12 protein-coding genes are annotated in these 19,277 nt (G+C 74.0%); 3 read left to right on the top strand and 9 right to left on the bottom strand.

The window, feature by feature from the left end; all coding sequences use genetic code 11:
- Positions 1 to 122: 122 nt before the first annotated feature.
- Both AB0E98_RS09580 and AB0E98_RS09575 read right to left on the bottom strand, forming a co-directional pair.
- On the bottom strand, positions 123 to 986 hold the full coding sequence (locus AB0E98_RS09580) for an ABC transporter permease (protein WP_361700477.1): 864 nt from the start codon (positions 984 to 986) through the stop codon (positions 123 to 125).
- A 59-nt stretch (positions 987 to 1,045) separates the two neighbouring features.
- Positions 1,046 to 2,050, bottom strand: coding sequence for an ATP-binding cassette domain-containing protein (locus tag AB0E98_RS09575; RefSeq protein ID WP_361700475.1), 1,005 nt, complete (start codon positions 2,048 to 2,050; stop codon positions 1,046 to 1,048).
- A gap of 186 nt (positions 2,051 to 2,236) precedes the next feature.
- On the opposite strand from AB0E98_RS09575, the gene AB0E98_RS09570 reads away from it, so the two are divergent.
- Positions 2,237 to 3,106, top strand: coding sequence for a HemK/PrmC family methyltransferase (locus AB0E98_RS09570; protein ID WP_361700472.1), 870 nt, complete (start codon positions 2,237 to 2,239; stop codon positions 3,104 to 3,106).
- 109 nt (positions 3,107 to 3,215) lie between these two features.
- Here the strand turns inward: AB0E98_RS09570 and AB0E98_RS09565 are convergent, their stop codons facing one another.
- Genes AB0E98_RS09565 through AB0E98_RS09535 form a run of 7 tightly spaced genes read right to left on the bottom strand, consistent with a single transcriptional unit; the run spans position 3,216 to position 15,263 of the window.
- Complete coding sequence (locus AB0E98_RS09565; RefSeq protein ID WP_361700568.1) at positions 3,216 to 8,417, bottom strand: beta-ketoacyl synthase N-terminal-like domain-containing protein; 5,202 nt, start codon at positions 8,415 to 8,417, stop codon at positions 3,216 to 3,218.
- Between the two features lie 16 nt (positions 8,418 to 8,433).
- Positions 8,434 to 10,575 carry an aminodeoxychorismate synthase component I gene (pabB, locus tag AB0E98_RS09560; RefSeq protein ID WP_361700469.1) on the bottom strand — a complete coding sequence of 714 codons (2,142 nt, stop codon included), beginning with the start codon at positions 10,573 to 10,575 and terminating at the stop codon, positions 8,434 to 8,436.
- Positions 10,575 to 11,333, bottom strand: a complete 759-nt coding sequence (locus tag AB0E98_RS09555) for an alpha/beta fold hydrolase (protein ID WP_361700467.1) — start codon at positions 11,331 to 11,333, stop codon at positions 10,575 to 10,577. Before AB0E98_RS09555 ends, pabB begins: the two co-directional genes overlap by 1 nt.
- Positions 11,334 to 11,391: 58 nt before the next feature.
- Positions 11,392 to 11,586: a ferredoxin gene (locus AB0E98_RS09550; RefSeq protein ID WP_361700464.1), complete on the bottom strand. Its 195-nt coding sequence runs from the start codon at positions 11,584 to 11,586 to the stop codon at positions 11,392 to 11,394.
- Positions 11,586 to 12,773 (bottom strand): cytochrome P450, encoded by a 1,188-nt coding sequence (locus AB0E98_RS09545; protein ID WP_361700462.1) that lies wholly within the window; start codon positions 12,771 to 12,773, stop codon positions 11,586 to 11,588. Before AB0E98_RS09545 ends, AB0E98_RS09550 begins: the two co-directional genes overlap by 1 nt.
- Positions 12,774 to 12,813: 40 nt before the next feature.
- Positions 12,814 to 13,872 carry a DegT/DnrJ/EryC1/StrS family aminotransferase gene (locus tag AB0E98_RS09540; protein ID WP_361700459.1) on the bottom strand — a complete coding sequence of 353 codons (1,059 nt, stop codon included), beginning with the start codon at positions 13,870 to 13,872 and terminating at the stop codon, positions 12,814 to 12,816.
- Between the two features lie 14 nt (positions 13,873 to 13,886).
- Entirely contained in the window at positions 13,887 to 15,263 is a 1,377-nt protein-coding gene (locus tag AB0E98_RS09535) for a glycosyltransferase (protein WP_361700456.1), read from the bottom strand.
- A 328-nt stretch (positions 15,264 to 15,591) separates the two neighbouring features.
- On the opposite strand from AB0E98_RS09535, the gene AB0E98_RS09530 reads away from it, so the two are divergent.
- On the top strand, positions 15,592 to 18,546 hold the full coding sequence (locus tag AB0E98_RS09530; protein ID WP_361700454.1) for an AAA family ATPase: 2,955 nt from the start codon (positions 15,592 to 15,594) through the stop codon (positions 18,544 to 18,546).
- Positions 18,533 to 19,277, top strand: a 745-nt coding sequence (locus AB0E98_RS09525) for an ATP-binding protein (RefSeq protein ID WP_361700451.1), incomplete at its 3' end; no start/stop codon positions are given. The genes AB0E98_RS09530 and AB0E98_RS09525, both read left to right, overlap by 14 nt.

The following is a 19,277-nucleotide window of genomic DNA, read 5'->3' as shown; positions in this document are numbered from 1 at the left end:
CACCGGTTTCCCCGAGTCGGCCGGCAAGCCGGCTCGGGGGAACCGGCCCCTCACCCCAAACGGCGCTGCCCGTACCGGAATCCGGTACGGGCAGCGCCGTATACGAGGGAAGGGGCTACGCGTCAGAGCGGGCGCCGGAAGCCCAGCACCGCGGCCACGGCGCCCGCGGCGGCGACGCAGCCGCTGATGAGCACCGCGGGCAGCGCGGCATCCGCGCCCGGCACGTCGAGGGCCAGGGCGCGCGTGGCGTCGATGGCGTAGGTCAGCGGGTTGACCTCGGCGACCACCCGGAGCCAGGCGGGCAGGTCGTCGACGGGCACGTAGGCGCTGGAGGCGAACATCAGGGGGAAGATGGCGATGATCGCGAGGTTCTGCATGGGTTCGGCGCGCCGCAGCCAGGCGCCGGCCGCGATGAACGCCCAGCCCAGCGTCCAGCTGATGAAGAGCGTCAGCCCGGCGGAGGCGGCGAGTTCGCCCGCGCCGCCCTTGGGGGAGTAGCCGAGCACGGTGATGCCCAGCACCAGGATGATGACGACCTGGATCGCGCTGCGCACGAGGCTGGAGATGCTGCGGGCGATGAGCAGCGAGCTGGGGTGGATGGGGAGGGAGCGCAGCCGGGCGACGATGCCGTTCTTGAGGTCGTCGACGAGGCCCACGCCGCTCTGCATGGCGGACTGGACCGCGTTGTCCACGAGGACGGCCGGCAGGACGAAGTCGAGGTAGCTGACGCCCTTGGGGAAGTGGGGCGGGTGGCCCATCTTGCTGAAGACCTGGGTGAGGACGAAGAGGATGATCACGGGCTGGATCAGGCCGAACAGGACCGTGCCGGGGTCGGTCGCCATCGCCCGGAGGGATCTGCCGGTGAGCACCCGTACCTGGCCGAGCATGGAACTGCCGGACCAGGCGGTGGGGCCCGGCGGCCCGGGAGCGGTGGCGCTCGGCGTCGCCTCGCGGTCCTCCGGGGTCCGGGTGAGCGGTGCGGTCATGGAGTCTCCACGGTGAACATGAGCATGTACGTAAGGGATATGGGCTGTGTGAGGGGGTGTTACAGGGCGGCCGGTGCCGTCGTCCGTGGGCGTGTCTGCTGGTCGGCCAGGGCCAGGTACACGTCGTCGAGGCTGGGTTCGCCGAAGGACAGTTCCGTCGCCTCGATGCCCTCCTGGTCGAGGGCCCTGATGACGGCCGCGATGTCCTTCGACGCCTCGATGGCGACGACGACCGTGCCGTTCTCCCGGTCCGGCACCGGTTCCAGCCCGGCCCGGCGCAGGGCCGCCGCGGCGGCGTCCGGGCCGCTGACCGGGTCGGGGGTGACGGTGACGGTGCGCTGGCCGACGGTGGCCTTGAGCTCGGCGGCCGTGCCGCCGGCGATGACGGAGCCGGCGGAGAGCACCGCGATGGAGTCCGCCAGCCGGTCCGCCTCGTCGAGGTACTGGGTGGTGAGCAGGACCGTGGTGCCCCGGGCGACGAGCCCCTCCACGATCTCCCACAGCCGCAGCCGGCTGGACGGGTCGAGCCCGGTGGTGGGCTCGTCGAGGAAGATGACGTCCGGTTGGCCGACGAGGCTCGCGGCGAGGTCGAGGCGCCGGCGCAGGCCGCCGGAGTAGGTGCCCGGCCGTCGGGTGGCGAAGTCCTGGAGCCCGAAGAGCTCCAGCAGTTCGTCGGCCCTGGCCCGGGCGGACCTGCGGTCGGCGCCGAGCAGCCGGGCGATGAGAACGAGGTTCTCCCGTCCGCTGAGCTGGGCGTCGACCGACGCGAACTGGCCGGTGAGGCCGACGCGTCGGCGGACCTCCCGGGGTTCGCGCGTGACGTCGAAACCGGCCACTCTGGCCCGGCCCGAGCTGGGCGGCACGGCGGCCGCGAGGATGTTGACGAGGGTCGTCTTGCCCGCGCCGTTGTGTCCGAGCAGTGCGAGGACGGTGCCACGCCGGGCGGCGATGTTCACCGAGTCCAGCGCGCGTACGGAGCCGAAGACCTTGCCGACGTCCTCGGTCTCGATCATGATGTCGTCCCCGGCCATCGGGGCGTCGACAGGTACGGTGAGCCCACTCATGGCTGATCTCCCGCAGGTGGGTGAGGTGGCGAAAAACGCCGCTATTTCGACAGCGAGCATGCGGGACCCGGGAGTTGACCGGCCACCGGCCGTAACACGAAAAGTCTCGGGTCTCACCTAGGGCTGTCGGGTGCATGGTTGCTGCTTCGGCGTACGTCGAGTGTTGGCCGGGCAGATGGAGGAGCCATGGCACGAGAGAACCTCGAGGTGTTGTTGGACGAGGCGGTGGCGATCATGCGCCGTACGGGGCATCCGTCCCCGCGGGGCGAGGTCGAGGAGATCGCCGCCCATGTGCTCGGCGGAAAGGTGGGCGAGCTGGCCGCGGACTTCGAGCCGCACGACCGGGTCGCCGCGAAGTTCCGCAGGCTGGTGGGGCGCCGGGCCGACGGGGCGCCGATGGGCCACCTGACCGGCCTCGCCGAGCTCGGAGGCATCGAAGTGGCCGTGGGACCCGGGGTGTTCGTCCCCCGACCGCACAGCGAGCTGGTGCTCGCGAGCGGGCTGGAGGCCGTCGCGGACGTCCCCGCGCCGCTCGTGGCCGACCTGTGCACCGGCTCGGGCGCGATCGCGCTGGCCCTGGCCCACCGGCGGCCCGACGCCACCGTGCACGCCGTCGACTTCGACCCGCTGGCGCTGGACTTCGCCCGTCGCAACCGCGAGCGCCGCATCGGGCTGGGCGACACCCCGATCGTCCTGCACGAGGCGGACGTCACCCGCCCCGGGCTCCTGGAGGAGCTGACCGGACGGGTGGACCTGGTGGTGGCGAACCCGCCGTTCATGCCGGACGGGGCGGAGGTGCCCCCGGAGTTCGGTACCCACCAGCCCCGGCAGGCGATCTTCGGCGGGCCGGACGGGCTGCGGGTCATCCGGCACGTCGTGGCCGCGGCCGAGCGGCTGCTGCGGCCCGGCGGCGGGTTCGTCGTGGAGCACGGGCACGTCCACGGCGAGTCCGTGCCCGAACTGCTGCGGGCGGGCGGCCGGTTCGCGGACGTGTCCAGCAGTGCCGACCACGACGGCTGGCCCCTGTACTCCATGGCCCGGCGGGCAGGCGCATAGCCGGGTGAGGGTGCGCCGGCCCCGGGAACGGGTGCCGGCGCACGGCCTCGGAGCCGGCGGCCCTTCCGGTCGCCCACGGCACCCACCGCCCCGAACGTCGGGGCGCCCGTCACCCCCCGTCCATCAGCCGGAACAGCTCTTCGTCGCTGGCCGAGTCCAGGTCCAGCCCGCTCTCCGGCGCGTCGGCCTCGGGCACGTCCTCCGGGCCCCAGCGGGTCGCGAGGGCCCGCAGCCGGGCCGCCGTCTCGGCGTTGACCGTGACACCCGTGGAGAGCAGGTACTCCAGCTCGTCCACCAGGCCGGCCACCCCGCGCGGGGACCGGGTCGCGGCCTCCTCCAGGCGTTCCCGCAGCAGGGCGACGACGGCGTCCGGGGTGGGGTGGTCGAAGACCAGCGTCGCCGGGAGACGGACGCCGGTCGCCTCGGTGATCCGTCCGCGCAGCTCGATCGCGTTCACGGACGTGACGCCCATCTCCGTGAAGGGCTGCGCATCGGCCTCCTCGCCCCACGGCCCGCGCCCGCCGAGCACGGCGGTCACCTCGGCCAGGACCAGGTCCCGGAGCAGCTCGTCCCGCTCGGGCCCGTCGAGCCCGGCCAGCCGGTCCCGCAACGGCGAAGCACCCCCGTCGTCGACGGAAGGCACCGAGGGCGCCACGGCCGGCATCGTGGGAGCGGTGGTCGCCGTCGCCGAGGTCACCCAGTACTCGCGGCGCTGGAAGGCGTACGTCGGCAGGGCCACCGGCACGGCGGCCGGCAGCACGGCCCGCCAGTCGACGGACGCGCCGTGGGCGTGCAGCCGGGCCGCGGCGGTGAGCGCGGCCCGCGCCTCGTCCTGACCGGTCGTCAGCGTCGGGACGATCGTGACGGCCCCCGGCCGGACGGCCGTGGCCTGGACGCACTCGTCGATCATCGGCGTGAGTGCCGGGTCCGGGCCCAGCTCCAGGAAGCACGTCGTCGCGGCCGGCCCGCTCCGCAGCCGGTCCACGGCGTCCTTGAACCGTACGGGTTCCCGTACGTGCCGCACCCAGTGGCCGGGGTCGCGGGCCTCCTCGGCGGTCAGGAGGCGGCCGGTGAGGGCGGAGACGACCGGGACGGACGGCGCGGTGAAGGACAGGCCCTCGACGACCTCCCGGAACTCCGCCAGCATCGGCTCCATCAGCGGCGAGTGGAAACCGTGGCTCACCACGAGCTGCCGGGTCTTGTGCCCGGCGGCGGCGAGCCGGTCGGCGAGCCCGGTGAGCGGGCCCTCCGCTCCCGACAGCACCACCGAGCGCGGGCCGTTGACCGCGGCGACGGACACGGTGCCGGCGAGCCCGGCCAGCCACGGCGTCAGCTCGTCCTCGGCGATGCGGACCGCCACCATCGTGCCGCCCGGGGGCAGCGCCCCCATCAGCCTGCCCCGGGCCGCGACCAGAGCACAGGCGTCCCGCAGACCGAGGACCCCCGCCACATGGGCGGCGGTGATCTCGCCGACCGAGTGGCCCACCAGATGGTCCGGGACCACCCCCCACGAGGTGAACAGCCGGTGGAGCGCGACCTCGACGGCGAACAGCGCCGGCTGGGCGTACGCGGTGTCGTCGAGGAGCCCGGCCTCCTCGGAGTCGGGGGCCGCCCACATCACCGAGGTGAGCGGCTGCTCCAGCAGCGGGTCGAGGGCGGCGCAGACCTCGCGCAGCGCCGCGCCGAAGACGGGGAAGGCCGCGGCGGCCCGGCGGCCCATGCCGAGGCGCTGGCTGCCCTGACCGGTGAAGACGAACGCCAGGTCGCCGGGCGCGCTCTCGTCGCGCACGGCGCCGGGCGCGCGCTCGCCGCTCGCGAACGCGGCGACGGCGGCGAGCAGTTCCTCGCGCGAGGAGCCTGTGACGACGGCCCGCAGGCCGTGCAGGGCCCTGGTGGTGGCCAGGGAGTAGCCGATGTCCCGGGCCGGCAGGGCGGGGTTCGCCCGCGCGTACTCGGCCAGCCGCAGCGCCTGGGCGCGCAGGGCCGCGTCCGTACGGGCGGACAGGACCCAGGGGGCGGCCGGCCCGTCCGCACCGGAAGGTTCCGTGGGCATTACGGCGTCCGCCGGTGGTTCCTCCAGGATCACGTGCGCGTTGGTGCCGCTGATCCCGAACGAGGAGACTCCCGCCCGGCGTGTCCGCCCGTCCTCCCGGGGCCAGGCCCGCGCCTCCGTCAGCAGCTCCACCGCGCCCGTCGACCAGTCCACGTGGGAGGACGGCTCGTCGAGGTGGAGTGTCTTCGGCAGGACGCCGTGGCGCAGTGCCAGCACGGTCTTGATGACGCCGACGGCGCCGGCGGCCGCCTGCCCGTGCCCGAGGTTCGACTTGACGGACCCGAGCCACAGCGGCCGGTCCGCGTCCCGGTCCCTGCCGTACGTCGCCAGCAGCGCCTGCGCCTCGATGGGGTCGCCGAGGGCCGTGCCGGTGCCGTGGCCCTCCACGGTGTCGACGTCCCGGGCCGAGAGCCCGGCGTTGGCGAGCGCCTGGCGGATGACGCGCTGCTGGGCGGGTCCATTGGGGGCGGTGATGCCGTTGGAGGCGCCGTCCTGGTTGACGGCCGAGCCCCGGACGACGGCCAGGACCGGGTGGCCGTTGCGGCGCGCGTCGGTCAGCCGCTCCAGCAGGAGCAGTCCCGCGCCCTCGGACCAGGCCGTGCCGTCGGCGGCGTCCGCGAAGGACTTGCAGCGCCCGTCGGGGGACAGGCCGCGCAGCCGGGAGAACTCCACGAAGGACGCCGGCGTCGCCATGACGGCCACACCGCCCGCCAGGGCCAGGGAGGACTCGCCGGACCGCAGGGACTGGCACGCCAGGTGCAGGGCGACGAGCGAGGACGAGCAGGCCGTGTCGACCGTCAGGGCCGGGCCCTCGAAGCCGTAGGTGTACGCGACGCGCCCGGACAGCGCGCTCGCGGCCGTACCGATGCCCAGCAGCCCTTCCAGCCCGGCCGCCGCGCCCGTCCGGTCGGTGGCGTAGTCGTGGTACATGGCTCCGGTGAAGACGCCCGTGCGGGTGCCCTTGAGGGTCGTCGGGTCGATGCCCGCCCGTTCCAGGGCCTCCCAGGAGGTCTCCAGCAGCAGTCGCTGCTGGGGGTCGGTGGCCAGGGCCTCCCGGTCGGAGAGGCCGAAGAAGCCCGCGTCGAAGTGGCCCGCGTCGTGGAGGAAGCCGCCTTCGCGCGCGTAGGAGGTGCCCGGGTGCTCGGGGTCGGCGTCGAAGAGCCGGTCGAGGTCCCAGCCGCGGCCCGTGGGGAAGCCGGAGACCGCGTCGGTGCCGTCGGCGAGGAGGGCCCACAGCTCCTCGGGGGAGTGCGCCCCGCCCGGCAGCCGGCAGGCCATGCCGATGACGGCGATGGGTTCCTCCGGGTCCGCGCCCCGTGCGGGGACGGCCTGCCGTGCCGCCTCCTCGTCGGGGCGGCCGGTCAGGGCGCGTGCCACGGCGAGCGGTGTGGGGAAGTCGAAGGCGAGGGTGGTGGGCAGGGGCAGGCCCGTCGCCTCCTGGAGCAGATTGCGCAGCCGGATGGCGAGGACCGAGTCGAGGCCCAGGTCGCGGAAGGTCGCCCCGGCCGGGACGGTGTCCGCCGGTACGTGCGCGAGCACGTCGGCCACGCACGTGCGGACGAGGTCCAGGGCCTCCTCGACGGTGCACGGCCGCCGGTCCGGGCCGTCGCAGACCGGGCCGCGGGCGATCTCGCCCGAGGCGAGCGCCTTCTCCAGCGCCCGGCGGTGGAGCTTGCCGGCGGGGGTGAGCGGGAGCTCCGGCACCGTGACCAGTTCCAGCGGGATCTTGTAGTCGGCCACGCCGCGCCGCCGCAGGAAGTCCGTCACCTCCGCGAGGCCGACCGAGGGGTCGGCCTTCTCGGTGACGACCAGGCAGGGGTATTCGCCGAGGCGGGGGTCCGGTACGCCCAGGACGGCGAGGGGGCCCACGCCGGGGAGGTCCGCGAGCAGGCCCTGGACCTCCGTGGCGTTGAACTTCCGGCCGCCCACGTTGACGATCTCGGCCGACCGGCCGTGGAAGGCGACCCGCCCGTCGCCGCCGAGGACGGCCAGGTCGCCGGTGCGCAGCCAGCCGTCGTCGGTGACGGCGGCCCGGGTGAGCTCCGGATCGCGGTAGTAGCCGCGGAACATCCCGGGGCCGCGGTAGCGCAGTTCGCCGACCGTGCCCGGGGGGCGGTCGCGGCCGTCCTCGTCGACGACGCGGACCTCGGCGCCGCTCGTGGGCAGGCCCACGCTGCGGGTGGCGACGTCGGCGGGGTCGTCGGCGCCGGTGCGGGTGCCGGTGCCCAGTTCGGACATCCCCCAGACGACGACGAGCGCGCAGTCGAGCGCGGCCCGTACGCCCGTGACGAGCGCGCCCGGTACGGCCGCGCCCGCGGTCCGTACCTCGTGGGGCCGGAAGCCGGCCGGTTCGCCGGTCTCCGCGAGGCGGGTGACGACGTCGTGGAGCTGCGCGGGGACGGCGAAGACGACGCTCGGGCCGGCCTCCCGGGCCAGGGCGAGGAAGCGGTCGGGGTCCCAGGACCTCAGCAGCACCTGCCGGCAGGCGGCGAACAGCGCCGAGTGGAGGGACTGGAGGCCGAAGAGGTGGGTGAGCGGGCAGGCCGTGAGGACCGCGCGGGCGAACGCCTCCGGGGCCTCGGCGGTGACGGCCGAGGTGTTCGACAGCAGTCCGTCGTGGCTGTGGAGGCAGATCTTCGGCCGGGCGGAGGTGGTGCCGGAGGAGGGGATGAGCACGAACGGCATGTCCGGGGTGACGGCCACGGGGTGGGGGGCGCTGCCCGACCAGGTGGCCAGCAGGGTGTCCAGCCGGGCCGTGCCGGGCTCGTCCTCCGCCTCGCCGGCCGCCCCGGTGAGCAGGACGGTCCCCAGCGAGGGCACGGTCCGCAGGAGGTGACGGACGGTCAGTTCGTGCTCGCCGCCGTTCTGGGTGGCGGCGGGGAGGACGGCGAGCGCGGGCTCCACCCGGCTGAGCAGGGCGTGGACGTCCTTGGGGCCGTTGCCCTGATGGACGGGCAGCAGTACGGCGCCGACGGCGGCGACGGCCAGGTGGAGGGTGGGGAACTCCCAGCTGTTGGGCAGGTGTGCCGCCACCACGTCGCCGGGGGCGATCCCGAGCTCCTGGAGGCCTCTCGCCAGGGCGTCGACGTCGGCGTGCCACTGCCGCCAGGTCCGGGAGCGGTCCCCGTCGACGAGGGCCACCGCGTCGGGGGCGGCGTTCACGGCGGCCTGGAACACGTCCGGGAGTGTGAAGCCGCCCAGGGCGCCGGGGGAACCGGCCGGCGGGTCGATCGTGTAGTCGGTGGTGCGGACGGGCATCGTCACTCCCGGAGGTTCAGATGAGGGCGCCGGGGTCCCCGGCCGGGGCCGGCACGGCGGTCATGGGGGTCACGGGCGCGCGCCCGGGGAATTCGGCGCCGAGCAGCTTGAGCAGCGGCGTGGCCTTCACCGCGGTCTCCTCGAACTCCGCCTCCGGGTCCGACAGCGCGATGATCGCGCCGCCCACGCCGTAGCGGAGGTTGCCGCCGCTGAGCACCACGGTGCGGATGACGATGCTCAGGTCGGCCGCGCCGGTCAGCGAGAAGTAGCCGATGGCCCCGGAGTAGACGCCGCGGGGGCCGTCCTCCAGCCGGTCGATGATCTGCATGGTGCGGATCTTCGGCGCGCCCGTCATCGAGCCGCCGGGGAACGCGGACCGTACGCCCGTGACCGCGCAGCCGTCCTCCCGGAGCCTGGCCCGGACCGTGCTCACCAACTGGTGGACGGTGGCGTAGGACTCCACCTGGAAGACGGGGGACGCCGTGACGGACCCGATCTCGGCGCACCGGCCCAGGTCGTGGCGGACCAGGTCGACGATCATCAGGTTCTCGGCGCGGTCCTTCTCGCAGGACGCCAGCTCCGCGACGAGGGCCGCGTCCTCCTCGGCGCAACCGCCGCGCGGCCGGGTGCCCTTGATGGGCTTGGACTCCATCAGCCCGTTCCGGTCGATGCGCAGGAAGCGCTCCGGGGAGGTGCTGAGGACGGACAGGTCCGCGAAGTCCAGGAAGGCGGCGAAGGGGGCGGGGCTGGTGCGGCGCAGGAAGCGGTACGCCTGCCAGGGGTCGAGGTCGGCCTCCGCCTCGATCATGTTGGTGAGGCAGACCTCGTAGGTCTCGCCGGCCTTGATCTCCTCCTGGCACGCGGCGATGAGCTTGAGGTAGGTGTCGCGGTCGTGCCGCAGCCGGATCCCGGTGGTGCCGGGCTCTACGGGCGGGTCGCAGGGGCCGGGGGCGTGGCCGGCGGTCCCGGCGAGGAGGTCGGCGGTGGTCCGCAGCCAGGCGCGGGCGGGGGCCTCGTCGGTGTCCTCGGCGAGGGCCAGCAAATGGGTGGTGTCCGTGCGGTGGTCGAAGACGACGGCGCGGTCGGCGAAGACCATCACGGCGTCGGGTTCGGCGGGCCGGTGCGCCGCGTTCCCCTCGCAGTCGGCCTTGAGCTCGTAGCCGAGGTAGCCGACCCAGCCGAGGGCGAAGTCGAAGGGCAGGCCGGGGGTTTCGGCGCGGGCCGCGCGCAGGTCCTCCTCCAGCCAGGTCAGGAAGTCGCCGGGCACGGTCCGGGCGGGTTCCGTCGTGGCGGTCACGGTGACGGTGCCGCGGGCGACGTCGGCGGTGGCGACGCGGGCGAGGGGGCCGGAGGCGTCGCCCATGACGGAGAGTTCGCCGAGGGGGCCGCCGGAGCGGCTGCTGTCGAGCCAGAAGGGGTGGTTCCCGGTGCGGAAGAGCCGGTCGTAGACGACCTCGGGGTCCCAGTGGGTGGGGAGGCTCTCGGTCAGCACGCGCAGCCGCCGGGTGGGGGCGTGGCCGGCCGGGGCGGGGGCGGTTCTCGGCGTTCTCGTGGCGGCGCGGGGGGTGTTCGTGGCGCGCTGGTGGAGTTCCGTCAGCTTTCGGAAGTTCTCCAGGACGCGGTGGCCGCCCTGGGTGCTGATGGACTCGGGGTGGAACTGCACGCCCCACAGCGGGAGGGTGCGGTGGCGCAGGGCCATGACCACGCCGTCCGGCGACCAGGCGGTGGGTTCGAGGTCGGGGGAGAGGTCGGTGACGGCGAGCGAGTGGTAGCGGACGACGTCGAGGGGGGAGGGGAGCCCCTCGAAGAGGCCGGTGCCGTCGTGCCGGACGGGGGAGACCCGGCCGTGGCGGGGCTCGGGCGCCCGGCCGACACGGGCGCCGTGGGCCAGGGCCATGCCCTGGTGGCCCAGGCAGACGCCGAGGACGGGTATCCGGCCCTCGGCGGCGATCTCCGCGCAGAACCCGAAGTCGGCGGGCCGGTGGGGGGTTCCGGGGCCGGGGGAGAGGACGACGTTGTCGAAGGCGCCGAGCAGCTCCGGGCGCCACGCCGGGTCGTCGTTGTGGATGACCTCGGGCTCTTCGCCGTTGACCTCGGACAGGTAGTGGAAGAGGTTGTAGGTGAAGGAGTCGTAGTTGTCGACGAGGAGCGTGCGCATCAGAGTTTCCCGAGTTCGCGGGCTATCTCGGCGTTCACGGCCACGTGATTGCCGGTGAGGAAGAAGTGGCCGCCGGGGAACACCTCGAGCCGGAAGTCCCCTTCGGTGTGCCGCTCCCAGGCCTTGGCTTCGTCCAGGGAGGTGCGGGGATCCGCGTCGCCGGTGAGGACGGTCACGGGGCAGCCGATGACGCGGTCCTCGGGGCAGCGGTAGGTCTCGATCGCCGTGTAGTCGCCCCGGATCGCGGGCAGGGCCATCCGCAGGATCTCCTCGTCGCCGAGGACACCGGCGTCCGTGCCGTTGAGGATCTTGAGCTCGGCGATGACGCCGTCGTCGTCGCGCTGGTGCACGGTCTCGGGGCGGGAGGTGGAGGGGGCCCGGCGGCCGGAGGCGATGACGGCCCTGGGGGCGGACGCCGCGCCCTTCCGCTCCAGCCGCCAGGCCACCTCGAAGGCGAGGACCGCCCCCATGCTGTGGCCGAAGTAGACGGTGGGCTTGTCGTCCAGCTCCAGGAGCCGGTCGGTGATCCGGTCGGCGAGGGTGGCGATGTCGGTGACGCAGGGCTCGTGACGGCGGTCCTGACGGCCGGGGTACTGAAGGGCGATGACGTCGACGCCGGGGGCGAACCGGGCCGAGACGGGGTGGAAGAAGCTGGCCGAACCGCCCGCGTGGGGGAAGCAGACCAGCCGGGTGGTGGCGGTCGTGGCCGGGTGGTAGCGCCGGGCCCACAGGGCCAGGTCGTTGTCCGCGCTGTTCAAGGGCTCGGGTCCTTTCTCGGTGGGGGTGGGAGGGCACGGCGGCCGGGCGTCGAGTGCGTCAGTCCTCGTGCACGGTGATGGCCCGGGACGGGCAGAGGTCGCCCGCCCGCCGTACGGCGTCGGTCAGTTGGGCGCCGGGTTCGATGGCCAGGACGGTGACCAGGCCGTCGTCGTCCTGGTCGAAGACGGCCGGGGCCGTCAGCACGCACTGGCCGGCGCCGATGCAGCGCTCGTTGTCGGCGGTGATACGCATCAGGAGCTCTCCCACTGGACGGGCATCTCGTGCAGCCCGAAGAGTACGACGTCGTGCTTGAAGGCGAGTTCCTCCACGGGGACGGCCAGCCGCAGGGTGGGGATGCGCTCGAAGAGCCTGCGGTAGGCGATCTCCATCTCGACGCGCACCAGGTTCTGCCCGAGGCACTGGTGCATGCCGTAGCCGAAGGCCACGTGGTGGCGGTCGGTGCGGGAGGGGTCGAAGGCGTGGGGGCAGGAGAAGACCTGCTCGTCGTGGTTGGCGGCGGCCACCAGCGGGATGATGCCCTCGCCGGCCCGGACGAGCTGCCCGGCGATCTCGACGTCCTCGACGGCCACCCGCAGGGAGACGATGTCGGCGACCGAGTGGAAGCGCAGCGTCTCCTCGACCACCCGGTCGTCGCCGATCCACTGGGGGTTCTGGAGGAGGGTCATCACGCCCAGCGCGATGTTGTTGGCCGTGGTCTCGTGGCCGGCGATCAGCAGGAGCAGCAGGACGCCCGACAGCTCGTGGGGGGCGATGGTACCGGTGGCGAGCAGCCTGCTGACCAGGTCGTCCCCGGGCCACTTCGACTTGATGTCGATGAGCCGGTTGATGTAGCGCAGGAGTTCCTTGGTGGCGGTGTCGCGCTGCTGGTCGGTGGAGGAGCGGATGGCGACCAGGGTGCGGGTGCGGGACTCGAAGAAGTCGCGGTCCACCGGGGGCACGCCGAGGAGGGCGGAGATCACCAGGGAGGGTACGGGGAGCGCGAAGTCGGCGACGAGGTCCGCGGAGTTCCCGGAGGCGAGCAGCTCGTCGATGAGCTTGTCGACGGTCTCCTCGATCGCCGGGCGCATGGCCCGGACCCGTCGCACGGTGAACTCCGGGATGAGCGCCTTGCGGAAGCGGTCGTGCTCGGGGGAGTCCATCCCCACGAACCAGCCCGGGATCTGCTCCTGGCGGGGCACGCCCATGGTCTCGCTGATGTTGGGGAAGCCCTTGTGGTCCGGGTTGGAGCTGATCTTCGGGTTGGTGAAGACGCCGCGGACGTCCTCGTGCCGGGTGACCAGCCAGCACTTGTTGCCGTTGGGCAGATAGGAGAGGACCAGCCCCTCCTGCTCGCGGTAGGTCGAGTACCGGGGAGGCGGGAAGGCCTCACCGGGCTTGCGCAGCGGGAAGTCGACCACCATCGGGTCGGCGTGGGTCATGTCGGAAACTCATTCCCTCGTGGCGGGCCGGCGGGGCCGGTCACCCGGCGTCGTAGAACTCGCGGACCCGGCCCGTGATGAAGTCCTGGTCGGCGGCGGTCAGCCCGGTGTGGGTGGGCAGGTAGAAGCCGTCCTCCGCGAACCGGTTGGCATTGAGCGAGGGCCAGTCGGGGTGGAGGTAGCCGGGCTGGCGGCTCATGGGCTTGAAGAACAGCCGCGTCTCGATGCCCGCTTCGGCGAGGAAGGCGCGCAACTCCTCGCGGCGCTCGGCACGGAGGTCGTACATCCACAGCACGTCGCGCGACGGCATCAGGGTGATGCCGGGGATGCCGGCGAGGCCCTCGTCGTAGCGCCTCTCCAGCTCCCGGCGGGTCGCGAGGATCTCGTCCAGCCGCTCGACCTGGGCGAGGGCGACGGCGGCCTGCATCCCGGTCATCCGGAAGTTGTAGGCGAGCTTCTTGTGGAGGAAGCTGTGGTCCCGGGTGAAGGCCATGGCGCGCAGATGGGCCAGCTGGCCGGCGAGCCGGGGGTCGTCGGTGAGGCAGATGCCGCCCTCGCCCGCCGTGATGATCTTGTTGGCGAAGAGGGAGTAGCAGGCGATGTCGCCCACCGGGCGGACGCCGTGGGCCTCGGCGGAGTCCTCGACGACCCGGAGGTTGTACTGGAACGCGATGTCCATGATCGCGTCCATGTCGCAGCGCCGGCCGTAGATGTGCACCGGCATGATTGCCTTGGTCCGGGGGGTGATCTTCTCCTCGATGCGGGTGACGTCCATGTTGAGGTCGTCGGCGCAGTCGACGAAGACGGGGGTGGCACCGGTGTAGGTGACCGCCCACGCCGAGGCGATCATGGTGAACTCGGGGACGATCACCTCGTCACCGGGGCCTACGCCCAGGGCCCGCAGGGCGAGGGTGAGGGCGGCCGTCCCGGAGGAGCAGGCCACGCCGTGGGCGACCGAGTTCCAGTCCGCGAAGGCCTGCTCGAACCGCTGGATGACGGGGCTCTGGGACGATATCCAGCCATCGCCGATGGTGGCGGTGACGTACTCGAGCTCCTTGCCGTCGAGCGTGGGGCGGGAGACAGGGTACTTGAACGACATGGGTTCCTCTCTGATCAGGCCAGCGCGGGGAGACCGAGGACCAGTCCGGCGGCCGTCTCACGACCGCCCGCCGCGCGCTGGAGGGCGCCCAGCCGCTCCGCCTTCTCGCGGAACGAGGGGTCGCCGAGCACCCGGGTGAGCTTGTCGACGACGTCGTCGACCGCGACGGTCTGGGGCCGGTCGAGGGTCAGGCTGATGCCGAAGTCCTGGCCGCGTACGGCCTGGTCGAAGCAGTCCACCCACAGGGGGCGCACCACCAGGGGCTTGCCGAAGTAGATGCCCTCGTGGAAGCCGTTGCCGCCGCCGTGGGTGAAGAACACCTTGACGTTGGGGTGGGCGAGGACGTCGAGCTGGGAGGGGACCCAGCTCTCGATGCGGAGGTTGGCCGGAAGGGAGTCCGCCGGCGGCAGGAGGTGCTGCTGCTCCTTGGGCAGCTTCCACAGCACCTGGTGCTCGCCCTCCAGCCGGCGGGCCACCTCCACCAGCGCGCCGACCTGGTCCTTGGTCAGCCGGGTGATGGTGCCGAAGCCCATGTAGACGACCGACGACTGCTCGTCGAGCCACGTGCGGACGCCCTTGTCGTCCGGGGTCTCCGGCAGGGGCGGCATCATCGCGCCCACCAGCCGCATCTTCTCCGGCACCGGGAAGGGGTAGTCCAGCTCGGCGATGGAGTTGCACAGGACCAGCTCGGCCTTGTCGATCCTGGTCATCGGGTTGGGCGGCGGGATGCGCAGCTCCTTGCGGATCCGCGTGTCCTCCTGGAGCACCTTGCCCATGGCCGGGTTGAAGAACATCGCCAGGGTCCGGTACTTGAACAGCTCGTTGCTCAGGCGCTGCGCCGGGGTCATCTTCCGCGGCAGCCCGGAGTGGGGGACCGGGAAGTCCTTGGGGGTGTGGCCCTTGGCGAAGGGGTTGAGCGAGGTGAGGACGTTGCTCGGAAGGAACGGGACGCTCAGGACGAACGGGATGTCCCGGGCGATGGCCAGGTCGACGGCGAAGCCCGCCATGCAGTCGACGACCATCAGCGCCGGCCGGACCTTGTCGACGACGGCCTCCAGCTTGCGGAACTTCCCCGCCTGGAGGGCCGGTTTGTAGGACTGCCGGATGACGGCCCGGTGCGCCCGGAAGCGGGAGGACTGCGTCACCTCCCGGTAGACCTCGTCGTCCCAGGTCACGGCGGACAGCTCCGGGATCACCTCGCCGAGCGAGGCGAACTCCACCGGGGAGCGCTCGACGATCCGCGCCACGTCCTCGCGGCGCGGTTCGTCGGTGGCGAACCACAGGTCCTCCACGCCCTGCCGGGAGAGTTCGCCCGCCAGCACGAGCAGCGGATTGAGCAGCCCGCTCTCCGGAAGGCTGACGAACAGGATCGGCCGTCGCGCGGAGTCCATGGCATCCCTTTCAGTGGTGGCCGCAGGGGCGGGGCGCGGGGCGCCCCGGGCTGGCCGGACGGCCTCCCCGCACTGTGATCTCATGCCACGTCCCGGGAAATCCTTAGACTCCTTCCGGGCACGACGCGCCGGGCATCTTCCCTTACCACGCCAAGACGGGAAGAGGTTCTAATGTCCAGGAGTTCGAACAAGTGGAACCCCTAGTCATACAAAACACTCTAGAGTGACAAGAGACCTGACGAGGTGCCGCAAGATCCACCTTGGCGGGACTTGAGCGGAATGCGATGTCTGAGCGCCGAATCCCCCCAGGGGCGTGAGGAGAACTACCGTGCTGCACCGCCCGCGCGCCGGCGGCTTACAGGAGTCGCCGACCGGTCGCGGCGGGGAGCTGGCGGCGCTCGTCGCCCGCGCCGCCTCCGCCCACGCAGGCCACGCCCAGGCGGTCCTGCTCAGTGGCCCCTCCGGCATCGGCAAGACCCGCCTGCTGCGCGCCTTCCTCGACGACCAGGCGGCCCGCGGTACCCGGACCCTCTACGCGGCCTGCGGCCGGGAACCCGCCGCGCACCGGGCCCCGACCGCCTACGACGGCCTGCCCGAGATACCCGAGGGCGTCACCACGGCCCCCTACGGCGCCGTGCGCGCCCTGTTCGGTCCCCTGGGGCTCACCGGCGGCCCCTCCCCCCTCCTCCGGGGCGGCGCCCACCACGCCCTGCCCGCCCTGACACCCCGCGCGACGACGACCGCCCCGCCCGCGCACCAGGTCCTCCACGGCCTGTACCGCCTCACCGGCAACCTGATGACCGACCGTCCGCTCACCCTCGTCCTGGACGACGCCCACCACGCCGACGAACACTCCCTGCGCTGGCTCGACTTCCTGCTGCGCCGCGCCGAGCACCACCTGCCGCTGCTGGTCGTCCTCGCCCACCGCCCCGAAGCGGAACCCGCCGCCGGGGACGTCCTGGCCGCCGTCGGCGCACCCCACCGCACCACCGTCCTCCCGCTCGGCCCGCTGACCGAAACGGAATCGGCCGAGCTCGCCCGGCGGATCCTCGGCACCCCCGTCGGTCCCGCCTTCGCCGGACACCTCACGGCGGCCTCCGGCGGCAACCCCCGCACCCTCACCCACGCCCTGCGCACCCTGCGCGCCGAAGGCACCGCGCCCGACGAGCACGGCGCGCGCCGCGCCGCCGAACTCTGCGCCGCCATGACCGCCACGACCACCCACCGGCGGCTCGACCACCAGCCCGGCTGGGTCCGCGACGTCGCCACGGCCCTCGCCGTGCTCGGCGAGGACGAACCGCAGCGCGTCGCCGCCCTCGCCGGAGTGACCACCGCCCTCGTCGAGGACGCCCTGACCGCACTGCGCCGCGCCGGCCTCGCCGCCCCCGGCCGCGCCGGCCTCATCGACGCCGCCACCCGCGCCGCCGTCCTCGCCCCGCTCACCGACCCGGAGCTGACCGCGCTGCGCACCCGGGCCGTCCTGCTGCTGAGCGACGCCGGCCGCCCCGCCGAGGAGATCGCCGAACACGTGTTACGGCTGCCCGGCCCCGTACCGCCCTGGATGGCCTCCGCCCTGCGGGACGCCGCCGCACGCGCCGCCGCCCGGGGCGGCCACAAGACGGCGGCCCGCTACCTCCACGCCGTGCTCCGCGCGGAGCCGGACGACCTGTCCGCCCGCACCGAACTGGCCCGGGCGCTCGCCGAGATCAACCCCGAGGAGGCCCTCCCGCTTCTGGAGGAAGCGCTCGCTCTGCCCACCGACCCGCGCACGAAGGCAGCCGTCGCCGCCCAGTACGGGCTGACCTGCGTGGCCCTGCGCCGGTTCACCGCCGCCGTCCGCGTCCTCGACGAGGCCCTGGCCGCCTTCACCGCCGGGGCCGGGCCCCGCACCGGCCCCGCCGACCGCGAGCTGGCCGCGCTCCTGGAATCGGTCCTGCTGCTCGCCGGGATCGTCCGGCGGGAGACGATCGCCGCCGTCCGCGACCGCGCCGCGCGCATGACGCTGCCCCACGGCGACACCCCCGCCCAGCGGCAGAAGGCGGCCATGATGAGCATCCTGACCGCCCTCGACGGCCGCTCGGCGGAGCGGACGGTCGTCCAGGCCCGCCGGGCCCTGCGCTCCCCGGGCGTCGAGCCCGGCGGCTGGGCCGCCTTCGCCGCGGCCTTCCCGCTCGCCCTCGCCGACGAGGTCGACGACGCGCTCACCGCCCTGGACCAGGTCCTGACCCAGGGTCAGGAATACGGCGAGGCCCGCGTGTACACCCTCGCCCTGACCGCCCGCTCGCTCGTGCTGCACGGCATCGGCGCGATCCCCGACGCGCTCGCCGACGCCCGCACCGCCATGGGCCTGACGGCGGAGGATCCCCAGTGCGCCGGGCTGACGATGCCCCATATCGTGCTGGCCACCGCCCTGGTCGACCACGCCGAGCCCCGGCGGGCCGAGGAGGCCCTCGCCCGGATCGAGCCGCGGGACCTGGACGGCCATGTGCTGGAGCAGCCCGCCTACCTGATGGCCCGCGCCCGCGCCCGGCGGGGGCTCGGCGACCGGGAGGGCGCCGTCGCGCTCCTGGCCGCCTGCGGGGACGCCCTGGCGGCGACGGGCGTCGCCAACGCCGTCTTCCACCCCTGGTGGGTGCACGCCGTCCGCCAGCTGTCCGCCCTGGGCCGCACCGGCGAGGCCCGCGAGCTCGCCGAGCGCTGGACCGGCCCCGCCCGGGCCTGGGGCACCCCGCGCGCCCTCGGACTCGCCGCCCACGCCCTGGCCTTGACCACCCCCGGTCCCGAAGGCGTCGTCCTCCACACCGAGGCCGTGGAGTGGCTGGCCGGCTCCCCCGCCCGCGCCGAACACGCCCGCGCCGAGTACTACCTGGGCCGGGCCCTGCTCGCGGCCGGAGACCAGCCCGCCGCACGCGAGCACCTGCGCACCGCCGTCGGCCTGGCCCGGCAGTGCGGGGCCCTCGCGCTCGCCGAGGCCGCCCGCGGCGGCCTCGTCACCGCCGGCGGACGCATGCGCAAGGCCACCGGGTCCCGCACCGACCTCCTCACCCGCACCGAACGCAAGGTCGCCGCCCTCGCCCGCGCCGGGGCGAGCAACCGCGAGATAGCCGAAGCGCTGTTCGTCACCGTGCGGACCGTGGAGATGCACCTCACCGGCGTGTACCGCAAACTCGGGGTCGGCGACCGGGCCGCCCTCGCCTCCGCGCTGCCCCCCGACGGCCCGCCGGACCCCCCCGCCGGAATGCCCACGGTGGCGTACGGGAGGCCCGTCCGTGCCGCTCGTTGATCCCCTCCTGGCGCACTGCGGCCGGGCCCGGGGACGAGTGACCTCGGCGCTGACACGGCTGGAACGCGGCGGCTCCGCCGTCGTCGTCGTGACCGGGCCCCCGGGCCACGGCCAGCACGCCCTGCTGCACTGGGCTGCCGACGCCGCCGAGCGCCGCGGCCTCCAGGTGCTGACCGCCCGCGCCACCCCGGCCGCCGCCACCGTGCCGCACGCCCTCACCGGCGCGCTCCTGGCGAGCCGGACGACCGCGGCCGACGGCCTTGGCGCGCCGATGCCGGTTCCCGGTGGTGGCGCGGACCAGCCGATGCCGGTTCGCGGCGAGGGCTGGGACGAGCCGATGCCGCTCCCGGGCAACGGCCGGGACGAGTCGCTGTCCGCCCCCGGTGGCGGCCCGGACGAGCTGCTGGCGGCCGCTCTCCACGCGCGTCCCACCCTCGTCGTCGTCGAGGACGCACGCCACGCCGACCCGGACTCCGCGCGCCTGCTGGCCGCCCTCGCCGACCGGCCGCGAGGTCCCGTGGTGGTACTGATGAGCACCCACGGCACCCCGCCCCGGCTCCCCGGCGCGCTCGCCCGGATGGGCGGGGGCGGCGGTGCCACCGAGCTCGTCCTCCCCGCGGTGGACGAGCGCGGCGCGGGCGCCGTGGGGGCCCGCCGCTGCGGCGGCGCCCCCGCCGACCACCCGGTCGCCCAGGGCGCCGCCGAGGGCCCCCGGGGCACCCCCCCGGTGC

It is taken from the genome of Streptomyces sp. NPDC037389, from assembly GCF_040636475.1.
In the GTDB taxonomy this organism is placed as follows: domain Bacteria; phylum Actinomycetota; class Actinomycetes; order Streptomycetales; family Streptomycetaceae; genus Streptomyces; species Streptomyces hesseae.
The sequence above is the reverse complement of the archived record's forward strand: the minus strand, read 5'-3'. Positions and strand labels throughout refer to the sequence as shown.

Excerpts from the sequence above, each read along its gene's own strand:
- AB0E98_RS09580 (WP_361700477.1), bottom strand. The coding sequence starts at position 986 with ATGACCGCACCGCTCACCCGGACCCCGGAGGACCGCGAGGCGACGCCG.
- AB0E98_RS09575 (WP_361700475.1), bottom strand. The coding sequence starts at position 2,050 with ATGAGTGGGCTCACCGTACCTGTCGACGCCCCGATGGCCGGGGACGAC.
- AB0E98_RS09570 (WP_361700472.1), top strand. The coding sequence starts at position 2,237 with ATGGCACGAGAGAACCTCGAGGTGTTGTTGGACGAGGCGGTGGCGATC.
- AB0E98_RS09565 (WP_361700568.1), bottom strand. The coding sequence starts at position 8,417 with ATGCCCGTCCGCACCACCGACTACACGATCGACCCGCCGGCCGGTTCC.
- pabB (WP_361700469.1), bottom strand. The coding sequence starts at position 10,575 with ATGCGCACGCTCCTCGTCGACAACTACGACTCCTTCACCTACAACCTC.
- AB0E98_RS09550 (WP_361700464.1), bottom strand. The coding sequence starts at position 11,586 with ATGCGTATCACCGCCGACAACGAGCGCTGCATCGGCGCCGGCCAGTGC.
- AB0E98_RS09545 (WP_361700462.1), bottom strand. The coding sequence starts at position 12,773 with ATGACCCACGCCGACCCGATGGTGGTCGACTTCCCGCTGCGCAAGCCC.
- AB0E98_RS09540 (WP_361700459.1), bottom strand. The coding sequence starts at position 13,872 with ATGTCGTTCAAGTACCCTGTCTCCCGCCCCACGCTCGACGGCAAGGAG.
- AB0E98_RS09535 (WP_361700456.1), bottom strand. The coding sequence starts at position 15,263 with ATGGACTCCGCGCGACGGCCGATCCTGTTCGTCAGCCTTCCGGAGAGC.